The 21848-nt window shown below is 42.1% G+C and carries 20 protein-coding genes and 1 pseudogene; 12 read left to right on the forward strand and 9 right to left on the reverse strand.

Annotated elements, in window-relative coordinates; genetic code table 11:
- Window positions 1-72 precede the first annotated feature (72 nt).
- Entirely contained in the window at window positions 73-2241 is a 2169-nt protein-coding gene (locus tag J5O05_RS10055; RefSeq protein ID WP_208841955.1) for a winged helix-turn-helix domain-containing protein, read from the forward strand.
- On the opposite strand, the gene J5O05_RS10060 is transcribed toward J5O05_RS10055, so the two are convergent.
- From J5O05_RS10060 to rpmH, 8 genes and pseudogenes are all read right to left on the reverse strand, one after another.
- Window positions 2238-2987 (reverse strand): TlpA family protein disulfide reductase, encoded by a 750-nt coding sequence (locus tag J5O05_RS10060; RefSeq protein WP_208841956.1) that lies wholly within the window; start codon window positions 2985-2987, stop codon window positions 2238-2240. The two genes, J5O05_RS10055 and J5O05_RS10060, sit on opposite strands and share 4 nt — an antisense overlap.
- Complete coding sequence (locus tag J5O05_RS10065; RefSeq protein ID WP_208841957.1) at window positions 2987-3445, reverse strand: TlpA disulfide reductase family protein; 459 nt, start codon at window positions 3443-3445, stop codon at window positions 2987-2989. Before J5O05_RS10065 ends, J5O05_RS10060 begins: the two co-directional genes overlap by 1 nt.
- Before the next feature lie 17 nt (window positions 3446-3462).
- A complete protein-coding gene (locus tag J5O05_RS10070; protein ID WP_208841958.1) occupies window positions 3463-4134 on the reverse strand; it encodes a cytochrome c biogenesis protein CcdA in 672 nt (223 codons plus the stop codon).
- A gap of 356 nt (window positions 4135-4490) precedes the next feature.
- Window positions 4491-6119: a membrane protein insertase YidC gene (gene yidC, locus J5O05_RS10075; protein WP_208841959.1), complete on the reverse strand. Its 1629-nt coding sequence runs from the start codon at window positions 6117-6119 to the stop codon at window positions 4491-4493.
- Window positions 6103-6150: pseudogene (locus J5O05_RS22855) on the reverse strand (hypothetical protein); the annotation flags it as partial. The gene yidC and the pseudogene J5O05_RS22855, both read right to left, overlap by 17 nt.
- Complete coding sequence (gene yidD / locus J5O05_RS10080; RefSeq protein ID WP_208841960.1) at window positions 6128-6397, reverse strand: membrane protein insertion efficiency factor YidD; 270 nt, start codon at window positions 6395-6397, stop codon at window positions 6128-6130. The pseudogene J5O05_RS22855 and the gene yidD, both read right to left, overlap by 23 nt.
- 75 nt (window positions 6398-6472) lie before the next feature.
- Window positions 6473-6901 carry a ribonuclease P protein component gene (gene rnpA / locus J5O05_RS10085; RefSeq protein WP_208841961.1) on the reverse strand — a complete coding sequence of 143 codons (429 nt, stop codon included), beginning with the start codon at window positions 6899-6901 and terminating at the stop codon, window positions 6473-6475.
- Between the two features lie 6 nt (window positions 6902-6907).
- Window positions 6908-7042 carry a 50S ribosomal protein L34 gene (gene rpmH / locus J5O05_RS10090; RefSeq protein WP_010376846.1) on the reverse strand — a complete coding sequence of 45 codons (135 nt, stop codon included), beginning with the start codon at window positions 7040-7042 and terminating at the stop codon, window positions 6908-6910.
- A gap of 575 nt (window positions 7043-7617) precedes the next feature.
- Between rpmH and dnaA the strand changes: the two genes are divergently transcribed.
- From dnaA to J5O05_RS10145, 11 genes are all read left to right on the forward strand, one after another.
- Window positions 7618-8994 (forward strand): chromosomal replication initiator protein DnaA, encoded by a 1377-nt coding sequence (dnaA, locus tag J5O05_RS10095; protein WP_208841962.1) that lies wholly within the window; start codon window positions 7618-7620, stop codon window positions 8992-8994.
- Window positions 8995-9008: 14 nt separating this feature from the next.
- Entirely contained in the window at window positions 9009-10112 is a 1104-nt protein-coding gene (gene dnaN, locus J5O05_RS10100) for a DNA polymerase III subunit beta (protein WP_208841963.1), read from the forward strand.
- Window positions 10113-10128: 16 nt separating this feature from the next.
- A complete protein-coding gene (gene recF / locus J5O05_RS10105; protein ID WP_208841964.1) occupies window positions 10129-11223 on the forward strand; it encodes a DNA replication/repair protein RecF in 1095 nt (364 codons plus the stop codon).
- Between the two features lie 12 nt (window positions 11224-11235).
- Entirely contained in the window at window positions 11236-13659 is a 2424-nt protein-coding gene (gene gyrB, locus J5O05_RS10110) for a DNA topoisomerase (ATP-hydrolyzing) subunit B (RefSeq protein ID WP_208841965.1), read from the forward strand.
- 466 nt (window positions 13660-14125) lie between these two features.
- Entirely contained in the window at window positions 14126-14869 is a 744-nt protein-coding gene (locus tag J5O05_RS10115; RefSeq protein WP_208841966.1) for a TnsA endonuclease N-terminal domain-containing protein, read from the forward strand.
- Window positions 14823-15479 (forward strand): hypothetical protein, encoded by a 657-nt coding sequence (locus tag J5O05_RS10120; protein ID WP_208841967.1) that lies wholly within the window; start codon window positions 14823-14825, stop codon window positions 15477-15479. Before J5O05_RS10115 ends, J5O05_RS10120 begins: the two co-directional genes overlap by 47 nt.
- Window positions 15472-16746 (forward strand): Mu transposase C-terminal domain-containing protein, encoded by a 1275-nt coding sequence (locus tag J5O05_RS10125; protein WP_208841968.1) that lies wholly within the window; start codon window positions 15472-15474, stop codon window positions 16744-16746. The genes J5O05_RS10120 and J5O05_RS10125 overlap by 8 nt, the downstream gene beginning before the upstream one ends.
- Complete coding sequence (locus J5O05_RS10130; protein ID WP_208841969.1) at window positions 16739-17662, forward strand: TniB family NTP-binding protein; 924 nt, start codon at window positions 16739-16741, stop codon at window positions 17660-17662. The genes J5O05_RS10125 and J5O05_RS10130 overlap by 8 nt, the downstream gene beginning before the upstream one ends.
- A gap of 10 nt (window positions 17663-17672) precedes the next feature.
- Window positions 17673-19484: a TniQ family protein gene (locus J5O05_RS10135; RefSeq protein ID WP_208841970.1), complete on the forward strand. Its 1812-nt coding sequence runs from the start codon at window positions 17673-17675 to the stop codon at window positions 19482-19484.
- A 134-nt stretch (window positions 19485-19618) separates the two neighbouring features.
- The gene (locus J5O05_RS10140; RefSeq protein WP_208841971.1) at window positions 19619-20335 is read left to right on the forward strand and encodes a hypothetical protein; all 717 of its coding nucleotides are present in this window, start codon (window positions 19619-19621) and stop codon (window positions 20333-20335) included.
- A gap of 121 nt (window positions 20336-20456) precedes the next feature.
- Window positions 20457-20930 (forward strand): hypothetical protein, encoded by a 474-nt coding sequence (locus J5O05_RS10145; protein WP_208841972.1) that lies wholly within the window; start codon window positions 20457-20459, stop codon window positions 20928-20930.
- Between the two features lie 75 nt (window positions 20931-21005).
- On the opposite strand, the gene J5O05_RS10150 is transcribed toward J5O05_RS10145, so the two are convergent.
- Window positions 21006-21842, reverse strand: coding sequence for an ImmA/IrrE family metallo-endopeptidase (locus J5O05_RS10150; protein WP_208841973.1), 837 nt, complete (start codon window positions 21840-21842; stop codon window positions 21006-21008).
- Window positions 21843-21848 lie beyond the last annotated feature (6 nt).

Here is a 21848-nt window from a genome sequence, read left to right on the forward strand (position 1 = left end):
TCAGGTATAGTAAGTGGACAATATCTACACCTTGTTGCGCTGTTTAATACTTGTTTAAGGACATTTCTTCCTGTGTTGTATTTTCGTCAGTATCGCTTCGATTTAGCCTCGTTAAGTTTGTATTGTGAGGAAGAGCAGATTGCACTGCGACCTAAGGTTGCACAGTTATTGAGTTACTTTCTAACGCATCCCAACCAAACGGTGACACGCGAAGCGTTATTATCTGCCTTGTGGCAACACGGAGAATTCCGCGAAGCTGCGCTAACGCAAAGTATAACGGAGCTACGTCAGGCATTAAACGACAGCGCACAGCAGCCTATTTTTATCAAAACGGTACCTCAACAGGGCTATCATTGGATTTGTCCCGTCGAAAGTCCAAAAAAGCGCCGTGCAGAAGTTTTGAATAAAGTAACATGGGCGGCTGTTTTGATGGTTTTTTTAACCGTCGGTGGGGTGGGTATGAAAACCCTTTTTTCCGCTGATCATGTACCTTTTCAATCGATCAATAAAACGCGTTTGATCATTTTTCCTCTACAAAATGAAACGGGAGTTGATGCGAATGCGTGGTGGGGGTATGCGCTAGAGGCGTCGTTGCGAGAACAATTGCATGATCAGTTTCAATTGCTGCCAAAAAGTCAGAACGCCGAATTCGAAACAGAAAAAAATGCAAATAAACTCACACTAACGCTCAAACCGATGCAGCAACGCTTTGTCTTGGAAGCGCATTATGGAAACCAAACTCAACAATTGGTTGTGGAGCAACTCGATGAGCAATTTGCGAGTGTAGCAGGTCAGCTAATTACCCAATTAAACATGCACAAACAACCTCAACAGAGCGCCGATACGCCAATAAACAGAGGCATGAGTGATTATTATCGAGGTGTCCAGGCTCTGATGGAGCAAGGACCTAAACTCGCGAAAGCGTATTTCGACGCGGCTCTACTGCAAATGCCAAACCATGTACCGAGTCAACTAGAGCTGGCTCAGTTGAGTTGGCAGATGGGTGAGATAGAGGAAGCGGAACGACGCTTTGCTGCAATTTCACTGACCTCAGCAAAAGTTGCCACCCAAGCCCGTTTTTATCTCTACTATGGTGAGTTTTACAAGGCGCGTGGACAATTTACCAAGGCACTGAGTCAGGCGGATCAAGCCTTATTATCGGCACAGCGCAGCCAGCAAGTTGAATTAATAGCGATGGCCTATCAACTGCAAGCCGATTTGTATTGGACGCTACAACGCTGGGAAGCGTATCAACACGCCATGAATGCAGCGCATACGCTCATTGGGAGCCGTTCTTTTGCCTTTAGCGAAGCGCGACGCAGTTTTTATTTAGCTAATCCACCCGCTGCAGGCCCCATAGAAAAAACCTTGCTGAATTTGCAAAACAGTAGACCTGTTTTAGAGCAAGCCATTACGTACTATCAGCAAACCGGGCAAACAATGAGTTTGATCCAGGCACTTTTTGCGTACGGACAAAATTACTTGGTGCCCGTGACGATTACTGAACCCAGCCTATTGCGCGCGTTGGCACTTGCAAAGCAAGGTGGCTACGAGTTCTTGGAGCAACAAATTCTGTCGTATCTTGGCTTTTACTATATTCAGCTACACCAAGGGCAAACAGCCCTTCAGTATTTAATGCAAAAGCGCATCGATAAGCGTTTTTTGCCAAGTTACGAGCAACAACAACTTTTAATTGCCATGGCATACATGGACATCGCGTTGCAAAGTGGAGATAGCGAAGCGCTGCAGCAGGCGATAACCGCTTATAAAGCGTTGTTGGACAGTGATTATCTGTATCCCGTTACACGCGCTAATGTGAAATTATTATTTGCTTGGACTTGGTTAAAAGCGGGAAACCTCTCTGCAGCAGAGCAATTAACGCAGCTGGCATTTGCGGACTATCAACAACTCCAATTGGGTGAAGTAGAAACCTATGCACAGTACACTCAAATGTATATACATCTACTAAAAAATGAACCAGAGCAGGCGATTTTGTTGATGCCGACACACAGCGAATCGCAATTGGTGTTGCTGTATGGGGCAGTCGCGGCCCAAATGAACCATCAAGAACAATTAAAACAACAGTTGGTAGCTAAACTTGCTGAACTAAATAACAGTGGATTGCTGTTAACCCAACTTCAGCAACTAGAACAACAAAGTGCGACAACTCCCAGTGTCATTACGGGGCTTATTGACGCACCTTACAGTGTATATTGCCAAAGTAAATGGACAATTAATTAGTGAAATAGCGCTGGTAGCGTTGGCATTTTGTTTCCTCGGTATATCACTTGACCTTGTTGGTTTTGTACGAGCCAATAAGGCAACTCATGAACATCAAACTGACGAAATACTTCATTGTGGTGATCGAACACAATTTCCTGTTGCACTAGAAAACGTTGTTGATAGTCACGGGCATTTTGAATATCAACGTAAAATGGTTTGATGATAGTGATAACAGGGTAGATAGAGGCTGATGCCAATTCGTTGTTTTGCTTTACGCGCGTTTCGCAGTTTGGCAAATGATGGAATGGGCACAGGCTGTCACTCAGAAATAGCACTCGATATTTAGTCTCAACGTGGTTGATAGCGAACGATTTACCTGACAGCGTTTGCAGTGGTATTTTTTCGTCGACATGGTTAGACGATGCGAGTACTGGGGTGAGCGCTTCGCGTTTCACGACCGTGCCATCTTCAACAATGACGCGATAGGGCGTTTGTCGAACACCGAATGTGCGCATAAGTTGATTGTGGCTATCGATATTGAGATTGGCGTAATCTGGAAATGACGCTTTAAATTGTTGGAGACTCGCAGTATCAATATTGAGATCGGGTTGCAAAATGGTTCGCGGTGCGAGTGGTATTGGTAATGCAGTGGGTTGTTGGTACTCATCCCAAATATTAATAAACACATATTCCTTCGTTTGCGCACTGACGATTGCCGTTTTAAATACGCATAACACGATGAGTAAGGCCTGTCTAAGTAACATTAGTTACCTCCTTGGTAGGTTTCTAACAGGGTTTTTAATTCGTCGGTAAAAAGTGCACTCCGATAAATTTCCTGCCCATGTTCGTCGATTAAGATATGTTGTGGTGTACCGAGGACCTTGAATTGTTGAGTGATTTCTCCACTAGCATCGAATACGGTTGGGAATTGATACTGATGTTTGTTTAAGAACGCGCGCACACCTCGTTCGGATTGATTAAAGCCGATGTTGACGGCGATGACTTGATACCCTCCATTTGCTTGTTCATAGCTACGCACCAATAACGGCATTTCTTCGATGCAGTAAGAACACCACGTTGCCCAGAACTTAAGGTAAGTCACTTTGCCCTGACTTTTGACAGGTTGACTATCAAGCGTTTGTGTACTTAACGGTGCATACTCTTTTGCCATAAGAGAACAACTGAGTAGGGTGATCAGTAAAAGTAATGGTGATCGTTTCATAAATACTCCTGTGGGGATTAAATCCAGCTCTTGCCGGCTTGAATAAGAAAATATTGCGCCATCGCCAAAAGCAGCAGTGCGGTTAATGTGGTGATGTGATTCAACCAAGTAGCCGATTTGGGCAATTGAGCGATAAATCGCGTACTCAAGCCGGCAATCAGCAGTAGGCTGCTCATGCCAAGCGCAAAACTAAAAAGCAACGCGCCGCCGAGTATTGGCTGTTGCGCATTGGCGACATAGAGCAACAAACCGCCTAATACGGGGGAAGTACAAGGTGCTGCAACGAGAGCACTGGCCATGCCCATCAACAGTGGTGCAGAGTGAGTGTTCGAAATGGTGGAAGGAAGCGAGGGTAAGGAGAGAAATCCTTTGCTGACTGCTGCAAAATACAAGAGTAGATTGGCGAACACGAGGAGTACCCAAGGGGTTGTGGCTACTTGGCCAAAAAGGCTGCCTGTCCACGCAGCAATGAAACCGAGAGCTGCGTATATGGCAGCGAAGCCCAAGCAGTAGATAAAGGGTGCAAATCGTTGATGTTGCTGCTGGGTGAGAGTCGCTAAGGTAATTGGCAAGATAGGATAAACACACGGGGTAAAGCTTGTTAATACGCCAACTAAAAGGGCCATTGGTAATTGCCACCAACTGATGGAGGCAGAGGCTAACCTGTCTAGTAATAGGGCTTCGATCATAGGTTACTCTTCGCTGTAAATTAATGTGCGGCGAGCATGGCTTAGAGACTGATAATTCCCTATCAAAACCACCAAAAATCGGTATCAAAATTTATCAAGAGTTTGTTTTATATGGTTACTTTTAGGATTTAAACGGAGGCGCGTTTTGTCTGAATGTGTGGCTTTATACAGGTTATTGCAGAGAATAGGCTGCTGGTGGAAGTGGCTAGAGCCTGCTGGAGGATAGGGTTGTCTCGACAGTCGCTGTCTGAAAGAGAGAGCAAAGAAGCTTAATAGGGATAATAAGAACAGAAACGGATTAGACACAAACAAAAACGCCTGCAAATACGCAGGCGTTTGGTGATTTGTAAACGAGTTTAACCGCGTACTTTCAAGCCTTTCTTCTCCATACCACGGTAGATGAAAAGCATCTGTGCGATAGAGATTAGGTTTGAAACCAACCAGTAAAGTACTAAACCTGAAGGGAACCAAAGGAAAAATACCGAGAAAATCACAGGCATCCAAGTCATCATTTTTTGTTGCATTGGATCGGTGACTGTTGTTGGTTGTAACTTCTGCGTCAAGAACATACTCGCACCAAACAGGATTGGTAGCACAAAATATGGGTCTTTAGACGACAGGTCAGTTAACCACAAACCAAATTCAGCATGACGTAATTCTGTTGATTCTAAGAAAACGTAGAACAACGCTAAGAAAATAGGCATTTGCAGTAATAATGGGAAACAGCCGCCCATAGGGTTCACTTGCTCTTTGCGATAAAGTTCCATCATTGCTTGACCAAACTTCTGACGGTCATCACCAAAACGCTCTTTCAACGCTTGCATTTTTGGTTGCAACATACGCATTTTAGCCATTGACGTGTATTGTGCTTTTGTCAGTGGGTAAAGCAGTGATTTTACGACGATAGTAATGGCAATGATGGATACACCCCAGTTACCGATGACGCTGTAAAGGAACTTAAGAAGAGACAGTAATGGTAAAGAGATAAACCATAACCAGCCATAGTCCACCGTTAAATGAAGATCAGGGTGGATAGCTTCTAGCGTTTTCGTGTCTTTTGGACCCATGTAATACTGAGCCGTAAGCGCTGCATTGTCACCAGCCGCAATATTCACTGGATCAGCTTTTACACCAATGATGCCTTGGCCATTACGAACCGCAGAATAAATTAAGTTGTTGGTCGTTTGATCTGGAACCCATGCACTAACAAAATAGTGCTGGATAAAGGCAATATAGCCACCTTGTGTCGTTTTATTCAGATTCGCTTCAGCCATTTTTTTGAAAGAGTACTTTTCATATGGCTCTTCTGAGGTTCCGTAAGTCGCACCTAGGTAAGTTTGATCAACCATGCTGCCTTTATCTTGTACGGTACGCTTAATTTGCGTGTACAGCTGTACTTGAATTGGCGCGTCCGTTGGGTTGTTTACGTCATAACGAACACCTACGTCATAGTTATTCGCTTTAAAAGTAAACGTTTTAGTAAACTGTACACCTTTGTCATCCACAAAGTGTAAAGGAACTACAAGTTCATCACCTGTTAGTGTGTATTCACTTTTATCAGACGTATAGACTGGACGACCTTGTGCTGCCGCATCTGGGCCATTCAAACCAACTAAGCCACTTTGTGAAACATATTGTTTACCATCAAACTCACCGAGTAGCAGGTAAGGTACATCACTACCGTGCTTTTCCATGTGTTTCAAAAGTTTTGCTTCAACAATGTCACCACCTTTCGTGTCGATTTTCACAGCCAAAACATCCGTTTTAACCGTGATCACTTGGCGATCAACGTGTGTTGTTTGAGCAGGTAAACCTGTACTTGAGGTTGGTACATCTGCATTCGAAGCAGTTTGTGACGGTGATGTCACAGTTTGTGTGGCACTGGTATCAGCTTTTGGCTGGTTGTTTTCTTTTTGCCATTCAGTGAATAGTAAAAAAGAAACAAGCAGTAAACCGATAAATAAAAACGTGCGTTGCGATTCCATAACAGCTCTTATTTCTCGTGTTGGTGATTATTTGGCTCAGATTTTCCCGGTACAGGATCATCCCCACCGGGATTTAAAGGGTGACATTTTAATATGCGTTTCATTGCTAACCAACTCCCTTTTCGCAATCCGTGCAAATTTATCGCAAAAATAGCGTAATGAGAGCATGTCGGATTGAATCGACAATGCGGTCCTAACATCGGACTAATAAAGCGTTGGTAACCACGGATCAGGGATAACGCGACAAATTTTAGAAAGCGTCGCAATGCGTTTAGCATGAGGTGAATACGCGATGATTAAAAGGTGAGCTAAGAGTACCGCAATCTGGCTGTTATTACCATGATTGTGGATGTTTAGCGTTTGTCTTTGCCTTTATTCGACTTATTACGCTGGTTGTTACGTGGCGTAAATGGAGGCGGGGTGTAACCCGGCTGACAACGTTCATTAATCTTGCGCCACAATTTGGTTAATTGTTTTGTGATTTCTTCGTTGCTCTGCTCATCAATACCTTTTTTAACCATTAATACGATATCAATGTTATCTAAGGAATGGCGATTTAAACGGAAACTCTCACGCGCTAAACGTTTAATACGGTTACGTTGGTTCGCTTGCTTTACGTGTTTTTTAGCAACAGTTAACCCAAGACGTGGTACATCTTGTTCATTTGGTTTTGCTAATAAGGTAAAGAAAGGAGTGGCTGCCCTTGCAGGCTCTTGGAAGATTCTGGAGTAATGAGAGGGAGTTAACAGACGTAACTCCCTACCAAAGCTAAAGCTTTTCACTAAGGCTTATGCACTTAGTACTTTACGGCCTTTAGCACGACGACGCGCTAAAACTTTACGGCCGTTCTTTGTAGCCATACGAGCACGGAAACCGTGAGTACGCTTACGCTTTAATACGCTAGGTTGAAAAGTTCTTTTCATAACAATTCCATCCGATCGGTTAAGGTTAAAACATCCTATGCAGGTCGCGATCCTGGCACAGGTGCCATTGCGAGCGCGAGATATTACTGCTGCGACTCAATAAAGTCAATCATAATCTGCTCTTCAGTGCTTGTTTTTCAGGCAAGTTGCTGAAATTTCGGCAAGGACGAATGGATGTCTTGGCAGTTCTGAGCCATCTTTGCGGCAGTGGCGCTGATCTTAAGATCAACTTGAAGATCTCGCAAGATCTATAATGTATCGAGTTTTCCACAGTTTATGTAGACAAAGTGGCCAAAAGCTCTGGAAAACTAAAAATGATCGAACTTTTGGGGTGAGATCTTAACCAGAATATGCTACGATCTAGATGAGTTGGTGAAAATAAATAACCTTAATAATCAACGCTTTAATTTGTTTTTTGATTGAGATCGTCTTTTTCAAAAAAGTCAATATTGAACTTGTGGATAAAGTAGCTTCATAATATCCGGCTTTCACCTCTTATTAGAACGATAATAACAGGTTATCACGTACATTTATTGATGTCCGGGGATAACTTAGATGATTACTTGGAGTGCATTGTGTATCTGTCGGTTTGGCAAAGTTGTTTATATGTATTGCAAGACGAGCTTCCTGCTCAGCAATTCAATATGTGGGTAAGGCCCCTACAAGCGGAAAGCACCGAAGATACCTTAACGATTTATGCACCAAATCGTTTTGTTCTTGATTGGGTACGCGAAAAGTACCTAAACCGTATTAATGAACTGCTCGTTGAAATTTGTGGTAATGAAGCGCCTGAGTTGCGCTTTGATGTCGGTAGCAAACCGATGATGCCACAAGTACAAGCAGCTAAAGTTGACGTAGTCAGTGCGCACAGTCATGAGCTACGAACGCAAGAAAAACCTGAAAAAGTAGAACCTGCGCCAAAGTCTGGTTTTAAAACAAACATCAAAGAAAACTACACGTTTGATAATTTTGTTGAAGGTAAGTCAAACCAATTGGCTAAAGCGGCGGCTGTGCAAGTCGCCGATAATCCAGGTTCTGCATTTAACCCTGTATTTATCTATGGTGGTACGGGGTTAGGTAAGACTCACTTACTTCACGCCGTTGGCAATGGAATTTTGGCGAAAAAACAAGATGCCAAAATTGTATATATGCATTCAGAGCGTTTCGTTCAGGATATGGTGAAGGCGTTACAGAATAACGCGATTGAAGAATTTAAACGTTTTTATCGCAGTGTTGATGCATTGATGATTGATGACATTCAATTCTTTGCAAACAAAGAGCGATCTCAAGAAGAATTTTTCCATACCTTTAATGCGTTACTAGAAGGTAATCAACAAATTATTCTCACGTCTGATCGTTACCCGAAGGAAATCGAAGGGGTAGAAGACAGACTTAAATCTCGGTTTGGTTGGGGTTTAACTATCGCAATCGAACCACCAGAATTAGAAACGCGGGTCGCAATTCTGATGAAGAAAGCGCAGCAAAGTAATATCAATTTGCCGCATGAGGTCGCTTTCTTTATTGCGAAAAAATTGCGTTCCAATGTGCGTGAATTAGAAGGTGCATTGAACCGTGTTATCGCCAACGCGAATTTTACGGGTCGTCCAATTTCAATCGACTTTGTCAAAGAAGCTCTTCGTGATTTATTAGCACTGCAAGATAAATTAGTGACGATTGATAATATTCAACGCACCGTTGCAGAATATTATCGTATTCGCGTGTCGGATTTGTTGTCGAAACGACGCAGCCGTTCGGTTGCACGTCCTCGTCAAGTGGCGATGGCTTTGTCAAAAGAATTAACCAATCACAGTTTACCTGAAATTGGTGACGCATTTGGCGGGCGAGACCACACAACCGTGCTGCATGCTTGCCGCAAGGTAAAAGCATTGCGCGACGAATCTCATGAAGTCAAAGAAGATTACCAAAACTTAATTAGAACGTTGTCATCGTAAAGGGCAAAACACTCATGCAAATAACAATATCAAGAGACCAGTTTTTAAAGCCATTGATGCAAGTGTCTGGAGCTATTGAACGCAAACATACCTTGCCAATTTTGGCGAATGTATTACTTGAAGTGAAGGACGGTATTTTGTCTATGACAGGTACTGATCTCGAAATCGAGTTAGTTGCGTGCGTTGAATTAGAGCAACCCGCGCCAGATGCGAAAATTACGCTGCCAGCAAAGAAATTGCTTGATATCTGTAAGAGCCTACCGGATGGTGCGACGCTCACCCTAGCGACTCAAGAGCACCAACTGTTGTTAACGAGTGGCCAGAGCCGTTTTTCATTAACAACTTTGGCTGCGGAAGATTTTCCTAATTTAGAATCTTGGGACGGTGAAGTTGAATTTCAGCTCACGCGTTTAGAACTACGTTCTTTGTTAGAAAGTACTTCGTTTTCTATGGCGAATCAGGACGTTCGTTACTACTTAAATGGCATGTCTTTTGAAGTCGACAATCAAGACATTAAAACGGTCGCGACAGATGGCCATCGTTTAGCACTGTCTCAAACGCATTTAGCTGGTTCGGTGGGTATGCAACGTCAGTTGATTATTCCTCGTAAAGGCGTGCAAGAAATTATGCGCTTGATGATTGCAGACGATACGCTAATTACCATTCAGTTTGGCGCAAATCATATTCGTATAATCGATGTTGAATTTACATTTACGAGTAAATTAGTGGATGGTCGTTTCCCTGATTACCGCCGTGTATTGCCGCGTGGTGGGGATAAGATAGTGACTGCGAACCGAGAGTGGTTACGTAGTGCATTTCAACGTGTGTCTATTCTTTCAAACGAAAAGTTTCGCGGTGTGCGTTTGAATCTGACCAATGGTCTGCTCAAAATCAGTGCGAATAACCCGGAGCAAGAACAAGCAGAAGAAGTCGTCGAGGTAATGTACCAAGGTGACGATCTAGAAATTGGCTTTAATGTGTCTTATTTGCTTGATGTACTGAACACGCTGAAAACTGAAGACGTCACATTTACGCTGTTGGATACGAACAGCAGTGTATTAATAGAAGGCGTTGACGAGTCAGAATCAATGTATGTTGTAATGCCGATGCGTCTGTAGTTTTGAAATCCTAAATATGAGTCTTAGTCAGCTCAGCCTTTCTCAATTTCGAAACATTGAGGCGATTTCCTTGGAGCCTAGTGAACACATTAATGTGATCCTAGGTGCCAACGGAAGCGGTAAATCGAGTTTACTGGAAGCAATCTATTTTTTGTCGCATGGTAAATCGTTTCGAACAACTAACTCAAAATTACTCATTCGTCATGAACAGCCTCAATGCGTTGTGCATGGTAAAAAATCTCTACATCATCTTTTAGTGCCTGTTGGTATCAGTAAAAACCAGCAAGGCGAGAGCATCATAAAAATCCAAGGTAAAGTCGCGCGACGTATGTCAGAGCTTGCGCAGTTGTTGCCTGTACAAGTTATTACTCCAGAAAGCTATAGCTTGTTTTTTGGTGGCCCAAAAGAACGTCGTCGTTTTTTGGACTTGGGTGTGTTCCACGTGGAACATGAATTCATGTCAGCGTGGCAACAGTTTTCCCAAGTGTTAAAACAACGTAATGCGTTACTTAAAACACGACCGCAGAAATATTCTGAACAAATTAAGTATTGGGATAAAGAATTTGTTAGACTGGCAGAGGTCGTAAATCGCTGTAGAGAAGCGTATATTAGTAGGTTTAATGACGTATTTTTTGGTAAAATAATAGCCAACTTACCCTTTGGTGAAGGGCTTGAAATTCGCTTTCAATCAGGTTGGAAAAAGGGCGAAGCTCTCCAAAACGAACTTGAAAGCCACTTTGAGCGGGATGTTAAACTTGGCTATACAAGTAAAGGCCCCCACAAAAGTGACTTTAATTTTTTTACCAAAGGAATGAGCGTGGAACAGGTGTTGTCTCGCGGTCAACTTAAGCTTTTGCTTTACGCTTTAAAAATAACACAAACTGACTTAATAGAGTCGCAAAGCAAAAAGCAGTCGATTCTTTTAATCGATGATTTACCATCTGAACTAAGTTCAGAAACAATAGAATTAGTAGCAAGACTACTGCAGCTTTGTCAGTCTCAGCTATTTATAACAGCCATTGATGAGCAAAGTATTGCACGTGTTGTGGAACCCATGGAACGTGAACTGAAAATGTTCCACGTGAAACATGGCAACCTAATAACAAGATAATTGGAAGAAACCATGTCTAATAATTACGATTCATCGAGTATCAAGGTACTGAAGGGATTGGATGCTGTAAGAAAGCGTCCAGGCATGTATATCGGTGACACCGACGATGGTACAGGTTTACACCACATGGTGTTTGAGGTCGTTGATAACTCAATCGACGAAGCACTTGCAGGATATTGTGACGATATTTTTGTCACAATCCATTCTGACGGTTCTGTGTCTGTTCGCGATAATGGTCGTGGTATCCCTACTGATATTCACCCAGAAGAAGGTGTTTCAGCTGCCGAAGTTATCATGACGGTACTTCATGCCGGTGGTAAATTCGATGATAACTCCTATAAAGTATCAGGTGGTTTACACGGTGTTGGTGTATCGGTAGTAAATGCGCTTTCTGAGAAACTTCTACTGACTGTACGTCGTGCGGGTAAATTACATCAACAAAAATACACTCATGGTGTGCCGGACGCGCCGCTTGCTGTGATCGGTGATGCCGATAGCACTGGTACTGAACTTCGTTTTTGGCCTTCAGCAGAGACGTTTTCTGATATTAATTTCCACTATGACATCCTAGCAAAACGTCTACGTGAGTTATCATTCTTAAACTCAGGCGTTTCGATTTTCTTAATGGATGAACGTGAAGAAAACAAACAAGACCACTTTAAATACGAAGGTGGTATTAAAGCGTTTGTTGAGTACCTTAACCGCAAAAAGACACCTGTTCACCACAACGTTTTCCATTTTTCAATGGAACGTGAAGATGGTATCAGTGTTGAAGTCTCTCTTCAGTGGAACGACGGTTTCCAAGAAAACATTTACTGTTTTACCAACAACATTCCACAACGAGATGGTGGGACTCACTTAGCTGGTTTCCGTGCTGCATTAACGCGTACGTTAAACAACTACATGGAAAATGAAGGCTACAACAAGAAAGGTAAAAACAATACTGCGACTTCGGGTGACGACGCTCGTGAAGGTTTAACTGCTGTTGTGAGCGTCAAAGTACCCGATCCTAAGTTCTCATCACAAACCAAAGATAAACTTGTTTCAAGTGAAGTGAAATCTGCGGTAGAGCAAGCGATGGGCGAAAAGTTCAGCGAGTATCTACTAGAAAATCCAGGCGATTCAAAAATCGTTGTTGGTAAGATTATCGATGCTGCCCGTGCTCGTGAAGCAGCGCGTAAAGCGCGTGAAATGACACGTCGTAAAGGTGTGATGGATTTAGGTGGTTTGCCAGGTAAATTAGCCGATTGCCAAGAACGTGACCCTGCATTATCTGAACTCTACATCGTGGAAGGTGACTCTGCGGGTGGCTCTGCAAAGCAAGGGCGTAACCGCAAGAACCAAGCAATCCTGCCACTAAAAGGTAAAATCCTTAACGTAGAAAAGGCGCGATTTGACAAAATGTTGTCTTCACAAGAGGTTGCGACATTAATCACTGCGCTGGGCTGTGGGATTGGTCGTGATGAATATGACCCGAGTAAATTGCGTTATCACAGCATCATTATCATGACGGATGCTGACGTCGACGGCTCGCATATTCGTACGCTACTGTTGACCTTCTTCTACCGTCAAATGCCTGAAATCATCGAACGTGGATACGTTTATATTGCACAGCCTCCACTTTATAAAGTAAAGAAAGGTAAGCAAGAGCAATACATTAAAGATGACTCAGTATTGACTGAATATTTGACGACCTTAGCACTTCAAGACGCAAAAATTATCCCAACGGCGGGTGCGGATGGTATTTCAGGTGCGAAACTTGAAAACCTAGTTCGCGATTACCAATCGACTGTTAAGGTGATCGAGCGTCTAAATCGTAAGTATCCATTGGATGTGATGACGCGCTTAATCTATCAGCCAGAGTTAACTGAAGCTCAGTTGGCGGATGAAGCGGTGGTTACAGCATGGACCAATACGTTAGTGGCCGACTTGGTTGAAAATGATGTCGATGCGACGATTTTCTCAGCGGCAACTCAACATGACGAAGAGCGCAACTTATTCTACCCAGTGGTGAATATTCGCCAGCACGGTGTAGATAAAGCCTATGTGCTTAACTACGACTTTATGACCTCACGTGATTACAATCGCATTGCTCAAACAGGCAAACACATTGCAGGTTTAATCAAAGATGATGGTCAAATTCAACGTGGTGAAAAGCTTAATCCAGTGACTAACTTTGTTGAAGCATTGGAATGGTTAATGCACGAATCTAAACGTGGTTTGTATATACAACGTTATAAAGGTCTCGGTGAGATGAACCCTGACCAATTGTGGGAAACAACCATGGATCCAAATGCGCGTCGTATGCTTCGTGTAACGATTGAAGATGCGATTGGTGCAGATCAGTTATTTGCTACATTAATGGGCGACCAAGTTGAACCTCGTCGTGAGTTCATCGAACAGAATGCGCTACGCGTAGTAAACCTTGACGTTTAGGTTTTAAAGTCTGTGGGATCTCAGAATTCACGGAAATGTGTCTCATAGCCGTGAAATAAAATCTCACAATTCGTGAAAGTTACTAAGAAGCCATCCTAATTAGGGTGGCTTTTTTATGCCTGGAATTTAATGAAGTAATAACACACAGCCAAGTGGTGACATTGTATGAATTCATACACTTCAAGATCATGATATATATGAACTTTTTTTAGAGATTAATTCAAAAACTGGGTATTTGTTGGTAATATAGATAAACGAGTAAACTAAAAACAAAGGCAATTATGAAAATATTGAAGAGGATTTAACAGGGCAAACCAAATGGGTTTGGAAAGCCCCGTCAAATGAGAAATAGTTAAACTATCTCCCTAAGCAAGAATAGTATGACATCTCTAATTTGACCGCGCAACTGAACCCTTACATGAAGAATCAATGATTTAAGTCATTACCATTTTGGTAAGGGGTTACTATGTCTGTAAAAACAGTAGATTACGCCAGTGTGCGTGATCCAAAATCTAATGGAAAAAATTTTTCATTGGTCGCTTCGAGTGGGCAAGTCAGAGAGCCTGTTACTCGTTCAAAAGGGCGAGTGGTCGGTCGCTTTCCCTCTGCAAAGACCCAAGCTTCCATTTCTTGGGAGTCACAACTTGAGCTTAAAGCCATTAGGCTACTCGAGTACTGCGATAGTGTTCTGTCGTATCGAGAGCAGCCTAGACTATTCAGCCTTTTAATCGATGGTGTGCAAAAGCGTTACTATCCTGACTTTGAAGTTAATTTTAGTTGTGGCCAGCGCATCTATGTTGAAGTGAAACCAAAGAGGAAGCTATTAAGTCAGCATATAAAAGCAAAGTACTTAGCCATAGCTGATGCACTTGAGGAGCTAGATGAAACACTCTGTTTTATCACTGACTCACACGTTGCGAATGATGCCTTACAGCAAAACATCACGCTTATCCATCCTTACAACCAAGTTGATATTAAAAAAGAGGATATCGAGTTACTGAGAGTTGCTTTCAAAGAAAGAGAGACAAGCTTTGGCGCACTTATCTCAGCGGGTGTTGCTTTGAAAACGTTATATTCAGCAATCGCAAAAGGCCTGATAACAATAGACTTATTAAGCCTGATCTCATTAGAAAGTAATTGTATATACAATGAGGAGGGGCACCATGAGAACCGTATCTTTACATGCTGGTTTGCATCTGACCTTAGATAATGCAGATTATTTTATAGATAGAATCGTTGATGACAAATGCTACTTGGTTGCCCTTAAAGATAGCTCACTACTTATCGAATCTAAATGCGCGTCGCGAGATATGCATAGTAATAGGCGTGTCATTCTGCATGGTTCGCAACGTAAACAAACCACTAAAATTTCCGCAGACCTATCAACGTTGACTGATAAACAAAAGGCGCAACTTGATATCAGGCTTGTGTATTTACAAAGTGTGGTCCGTTGGCTTGGTAGTAAGCCAACAACAAAAGGGATTGAAGATGTTGTCGATTGTATTCACTCTGAGCTGAAAGGGGCGAAACCCTCGGCGAGCACGGTATACAGATGGTGGCGTAAATGGGAAAGCTCAAGCCATGATCCAATGAGTTTAGTTAATAAGAAGTCTGGCTCTACAACGTCTCGAAAGTTCAATCGGCATGTCATACAAGCATTTAATGAGGTGGTTGAAGAGATATATTTAAACCGTCAGAGCAAGCCAAAATCAGAGGTATACGATGCCTTTCTCATTCGGCTTAACAAGATGAAAATGACTGGACTTTACGAAGTTGAGATATGCATACCGAGCCGAGTCTCAGTTTTATCGCATGTTTAATTCATTAGATAAGTTTGATGAGATGGCTGCCCGAAAGGGTAAATACGCAGCAGAGAAACATTTTAGGATTGCAGGGGCTGGACCCGTTGTAACGCGAATCTTAGAGCGAGTTGAAGTTGATCACACACCACTTGATGTTTTTGCTGTTGATGGGCAAGCCAAAACAGTTGTTGGCCGGCCAACCTTTACGGTGTTGTTGGATTATTTCTCAAAGATGATCTTAGGTTTCTATGTAAGCTTAGAGCCTCCCTCAGAAATATCTGTGATGCATGCACTGAAGAATGCGGTGTTCACTAAAGATTACTGTAATGAGATGAGCAGAGTAAAAGAGCGCTGGGAGAGCTTCGGAGTGCCGCACACTTTGATATGTGATAACGGTCTTGAGTTTCATTCAAGTAACTTAAGGCGAGTATGCAAAGAGCTAATGATTAATTTGCAGTTTTGTCCGAAAAAGCAGCCACATTACAAGGGCGCTGTTGAGCGCTTTATAAAAACAATGAATCTATCTACGAGCCATAACTTCCCCGGTACAACACGCTCGAATGTCAACGACAGAGGTGACTATCAATCGATGGAGGAAGCGATATTCACCCTTAATGACATTAGTAACCGCATTCATGAGTGGATCATCAATATTTACCAGAATCGAGTTCATAGAGCGACACACAGAACACCGTTAGGGCTTTGGCGAGAAGGGCTAGGTGTAGTTGAACCGCTATTGCCAGAAAGCAAAGAGCAGTTTGATATCGCACTGTGTAAGGAGGCTACACGCACCCTCAGTCACAAAGGTGTTGAGATAAATAACCTGCTTTACAACAGTACCGAACTTGGATTACTTCGTCATAAAAATCGTGTTGAATCAATCAGTGTTCGTTTTGATCCGATGAACATGGGGCATATATGGGTATTAAATGAAACCGAGAGTTCACCGTATTTTTTCAAAGTTAGTTGTACAAAATCAGATTATGCAGACGGACTAACAAAACGAACGCATAAGGCAATTATTGCCGAGCAAAAGACAAAGGGCATAAAAGATTTTAGCCAACAAAAGTTACTTGAATATAAACACGAGTTTATGGAGCAAGTGACTAAAGATGTGAAGGGTAAAAGTTACCGCAAGCGAGTCAAAGCGGCTCGTTATTCTATTTCTAAAGATAAAAGCCATTCAGAGCCATTGAGCAAGCGCTTTAGTACAGGAGAAAACAACTCTCTTACTAATGATGGTGCACTTTACCGGTTTAAGGTCGAAGGGGCTGACGATGAATAGAGCAGAACATATCGGTGTAGTTAAAAGGCTCAGAGGAATGGTGATCGTACACCCCAATTACGAGAAAGTAATGAAGGAACTCACCAGCTCATTTGAATTGCATAGAGAAACGGGAATTGCGCAAAACCTGCTGTATACAGGGCCATCAGGCTCAGGAAAGACGACATTAATTAATCAGCTTAAAAAGAAGTATGGCAGTATTGAAGAAGATGAATATCAAAGCCCGATCATCGTTGTTAATACACCACCGCAACCGAACATAAAGAACTTTGCCGAAGCGTTTTTGGCCGCATTGGAGGACCCATTTACTAAATCAGGTAACACAATACAAAAGACTAACCGGATCACAGAAGTGATGAAAATGAAGCAAACACAAATGCTCATTGTTGATGAGCTACAACACTTCGTTGAGCACGGACGAGGTATCACACTCAGAGGCGTATCTGATTGGCTCAAAAGTGTTATTGATACAGCGCAGGTATCTACCGTACTAATGGGGCTTGGTAAGGCCGAGGAAGTGTTGAAAGTGAATGAACAAATACGACGGCGCTTTAGCCAAACTTTGCGTCTCGAACCATTCACTATTGACAGTAAGGCTGAGGCTATAAAGTTTGCATCGGTCATCCGAATACTTGATGAACAAATAGGGCTACCTGAAAAAATAAAATTGTGTGATGAAAGTATTGTTCGCTTTTATTACGCGACCAATGGCCTAATAGATTACCTTGTAAAGCTAATGGTTGGTGCGAGTGAGTTACTATATTCTCAGAATAGAGAAAGGATTGATAACACTGTACTCGCTGGTGCTTTTCAAAAGTATATTTGGCGCGATTGCAAAGAGAGCCAAAACCCTTTTCATAAAAGCTTTATCGAACAGCGCTTAGACAAACAAAACATGCCGTTTTTTGTCGGGTAATGAGCTGAGCATGGATAACAGAATAAGCAGACCCGCGATTTGTATTCCCCTGGCAGATGATGAATCTGCCATTGGTTACTTTAAGCGCCTGGCCGATATCAACGTAGTCGACCCTAAAGATTTAGTGGTTTCAATCAGGTGCAACACATCATTTGCCAAAAACTTGCAGCCCATACTCGAAGAAAACAAGTGGATTGAGTTTAGCATAGCGCACCACAACATGCTTGTTGAAATGTCAAAGCTGAACTTTAAGCACTTAAGCAAGCAATTGAAGTATTGCCCATTGTGCTTGCAAGAGGGTGAGGTGTGGCAAAATGGCTGGCACTTTCTATGCTCCGCAGCATGTATCAAGCATGCGGTCTGGTTGCTTGATGCTTGCCAATATTGTGGCAAAACATTAAGTCTTACGCATACGTCTTTTCACCATTGCCGCAGTTGTGGTTTTGACATGAGACGTGCCACATCACAAGCTCAGAAGTGTCCTGAAGAGGTTCTTACGCTGCAGTGCTTTTTGGAGGGTAAGCCTCTACCTAGTACATCAATGCCTTTGCTATGGACGGACTTTAGTGAGCTTACTCTTGAGGAGCGTTCAGAGGTTTTGCAGTTATTCGCCCGGTTTCAGCCTCAACCTGACGGTAGTCTGAGGCAAGTGTACAAATATCTAAGTAACAAAAACTCAGCCAAAGTATGCTTACATGAGGTAGCTCATTCACTATTTGGTGGCTATGTGGGGTTATGGAACTATCTATATGCCTTAAAGATATTTGATGAAGGCACAGTAAGTTCGAGGTTTACGAAGTTCTACAGAACTTTTTATAACTTGTGTACTCATGCGTGCTTTGAGCCATACAAAGAAGTTATTGAGCAGTTCATCAACAATCACTGGCATAAAGCCCTGTCAAAACGAAACAACTTATTTGCTAGCAAAACGATTCAAATTCACCCTTGGGTACCGCTACAACAAGCTTGTCGAATGTATGGTCTTTCAAAGCGAACTTTGCGCCGAGCTGTTGCTGATGGCATGCTTACTGGCAAAGTAGAGAAAAAGGCATGTAACACCTCCATTCTGATTTATAAACCGGATATCGAGAGAAAGGTTATTCGCTTAAAAGATGTGTTGAATGCAACTGAGGCTGCCACCTTACTTGGTGTGACTAAAGCACAATTTAAACAGTTAAGGGATGCGGGTACATTCAAGCAGTTCTCGGCACCTGAAGCGGATTATTGTAGCACATGGCAATTTTCAAAAATGGAAATTGAGTCGTACATGGAAACGGTGTTGTGGCACACAGCTGTCGTTCAGTCAGATTACCTGTGTATACCTGACATCATGCGAGCGTATGGTCACAAGTGCGAAAACTTGCTATCTAGGTTGCTTAAGGCGGTTGAAGCCAATGAGCTTATTGCAAAACAGTTCAGTGCCAAACCTAGTGTTAGGTCATTAGCGATTAAAAAGAGTGACTTGCTTCATTGGCTCGATACTACCTTGCCAACGGACCACCATTACTCGGTTCCGCGCGTAGCCAAACTACTTGGGGTCAATCAGCAGTTTACCTATGAATTAGTACATTATGGCTTGTTGCATAGCGATGAAACTGACCACGGTTACGACATAACAGATGAACACCTCATGGCTTTTCATATTGAATATGTGTTGCTATCAAAGCTATCTAAATCGACTGGCGTCAATTCACGTAACCTCATAAAGAACCTTATGGATTATGAGATCTACAGCGTAGACAAAGACTGGCCAGTAAAGCTCAGGCAGAAGGTATATCGAAGGGAGGACGTGGAAGCATTGGAGTGGTTGGCTGAGCTATAACTAATTCAACCAAAAAACTGTCATCAACAACCTATAGCAAGGACTGCTTAAATTTGCTTCAATAGTTATTAGGTAGCTGAGAGGTCTACACTTGTTAATCTGGTAGTTACCAGCTCGATACTTAAGGAGAAGGAATGAATCAAAGTAAGATGCTGATTCTGAATGAGATTTGTACGGCAAATTCATTGGAAGAGTCTTTAATGTTGTTCAACTTGCATTTCGACAGTTTACGTAGCTACAAGATCGTATTTGGCGCAGAAGATGGAGCAATGCCTGGGTTTTCGACAAATCATAATTTTTCAGATGGTTCCGTTGTCAGAAGTCTTTTCAGCACAGATTCTGTATTTGTACTTGACCAAGAGACTGTTAATGACATGAGAAGCGGGTCAGCTACGTACCCTATAGATTACTCAATATCCATGGATACCCAGGCGATTAGCTATTTAGAGCCTTATATAATAGGTAATAAGTCTAGGCTTCCTAGTGACTTTGAAGAAATATTTAAATTTATCTCGCGCAAGGATGTACAGGTTGATCCTATGCCGTATGTTTTAGAAAATTTAGAAAACCTTTTAGATCCAAAGAAAGCTGAGCGCATCTTTGAGAAAATAAAGGCCTATGAAGTTCTTCGCACAATAGATGTCGAGGCTTTGGAGAAGCTTGGCATTGTACAATCAACTCTTAGTAATGCTGAGCTTATGAAAAGTGCACAAGAACTTATAGCAAGCTTGTATCAGGATCTTTGCCAGCCCGGCATAATTAAGCAAGTAGAATTTAACTTCAATTTTAGTTACTGGCATCTTCTTGCCATGATATCTATCCAATTATCTGAGTCTCAAAAGTACAACTGAGGCTAAGTTATATAAGTTAATTGGAATGTGTGACTCTGAGCTTGCAACTATAAGCTTTAGAGAAATAACGATAGCGAGGTCATATTTCGATAAGGGACAAGGTCTAAAATTTTTCGGAAAAGTGCAAAAAAAACGAGATGACCTTTTTGTCATTATCAGAGGGATGGCTTGGGATATGTGGCACATAAAACAAATGGAATTGAACTTGACTACTCGGCCGCGTGCGGAAGCCCGTTATTATTTTCCGTCATTTTTAACGTGCGACAAGCGGTTTGTTGAGATTATTGATCTATATCCACTCAAGGCACTTGCATACGACCAAAATGACCCGACACCGATGCCTTTCTATGGTAGTAATTGGATAGATTCACTATCATCAAGTGAAGAATTTGGACAAGAAATTGGCATAAAATATTTTACTGATAGCGCTCGGCTTTCACGAAATATTCGTAGAAATGAATCAAAAAGGAAAATGAAAAGTATGGTATCGGAGCTTGAAGCAAGAGTTGCTGAAATTGCGAATATCCCAATGAAAGAGCCTCACAGAAGCTTGATGCTTTTGGTGAAATATACATTAGTGTGCTCATCAAAGTGAACAGGTATCAGCCTGAGGATACATGCGTAGCATAGGGGTTAAATGTTAGGTGTAGAACTTGAGTATCCTATAAGGTCATTTAACGAGTAAACCTTCTTTGGGATCGACTTCGGAGTTGCTGACAAGGGTCAGCATTGTGCACATGTATCCATTTTCTTGATAGTAAGTTTGTTCCCATACATGGCTTAGTGAATTATTAGAGTGATCATCAAACCACACCGCTGTGCTACTATGGCTTATGTCAGTAAAAAAGTTACTCATATTCGATAATAGACCAGAAGCATATTTCTTTGGAAGGGTCTGTTTTTTGCTTGTGAGCAAATAGGACTCAAACTCCTTAGCTGACCAGTTAGACCACACATAACGACATACATTATCTTTTGAATGAATGATCATCATCGGGACTGCATTACTTAATAAGTCACAACATCGATTTACTGTAGCAGAAAAGCTCATTTGAGCATTGTCTGAGATAATTTTAAACAATCTTAGGTCTGGCGTCTTATCTGATAATTCTTTGAGTAGTAAATGTTTAGGGAGCATTAATAACTTTGCGAACTTAAATGCTTCATTCTCTAGGGACTGATGTTCAGGCCCATAAATTCTGGTCATTGTATGATGAGGAAGTAAATGATGGCCTAGTTCATGTGCAATTGAATAGCGCTCTCTACCTGAATTATTTGTATGCGTTCTATATAGTATGACAGCTTCATCCTTAAAGTTATCAGCATACAAAACCCCTTCTGGTTTTCCTTTTAGTTGGTAGGGTATAAATCCAACGATACCACACTGTTTTGCTATTTCTAACAGAGGTATTGGGAGTGATAGACCTTGGCACTGTTTGAAGATTTCGTTTACTAATTCATGAGGTGTGAAACAATCTGCAAGTGCAATACGGTCTATCTTTAACATTATAAT

Origin of the sequence: Pseudoalteromonas xiamenensis (assembly GCF_017638925.1) — a bacterium.
GTDB classification, from domain to species: Bacteria; Pseudomonadota; Gammaproteobacteria; order Enterobacterales; family Alteromonadaceae; genus Pseudoalteromonas; species Pseudoalteromonas xiamenensis.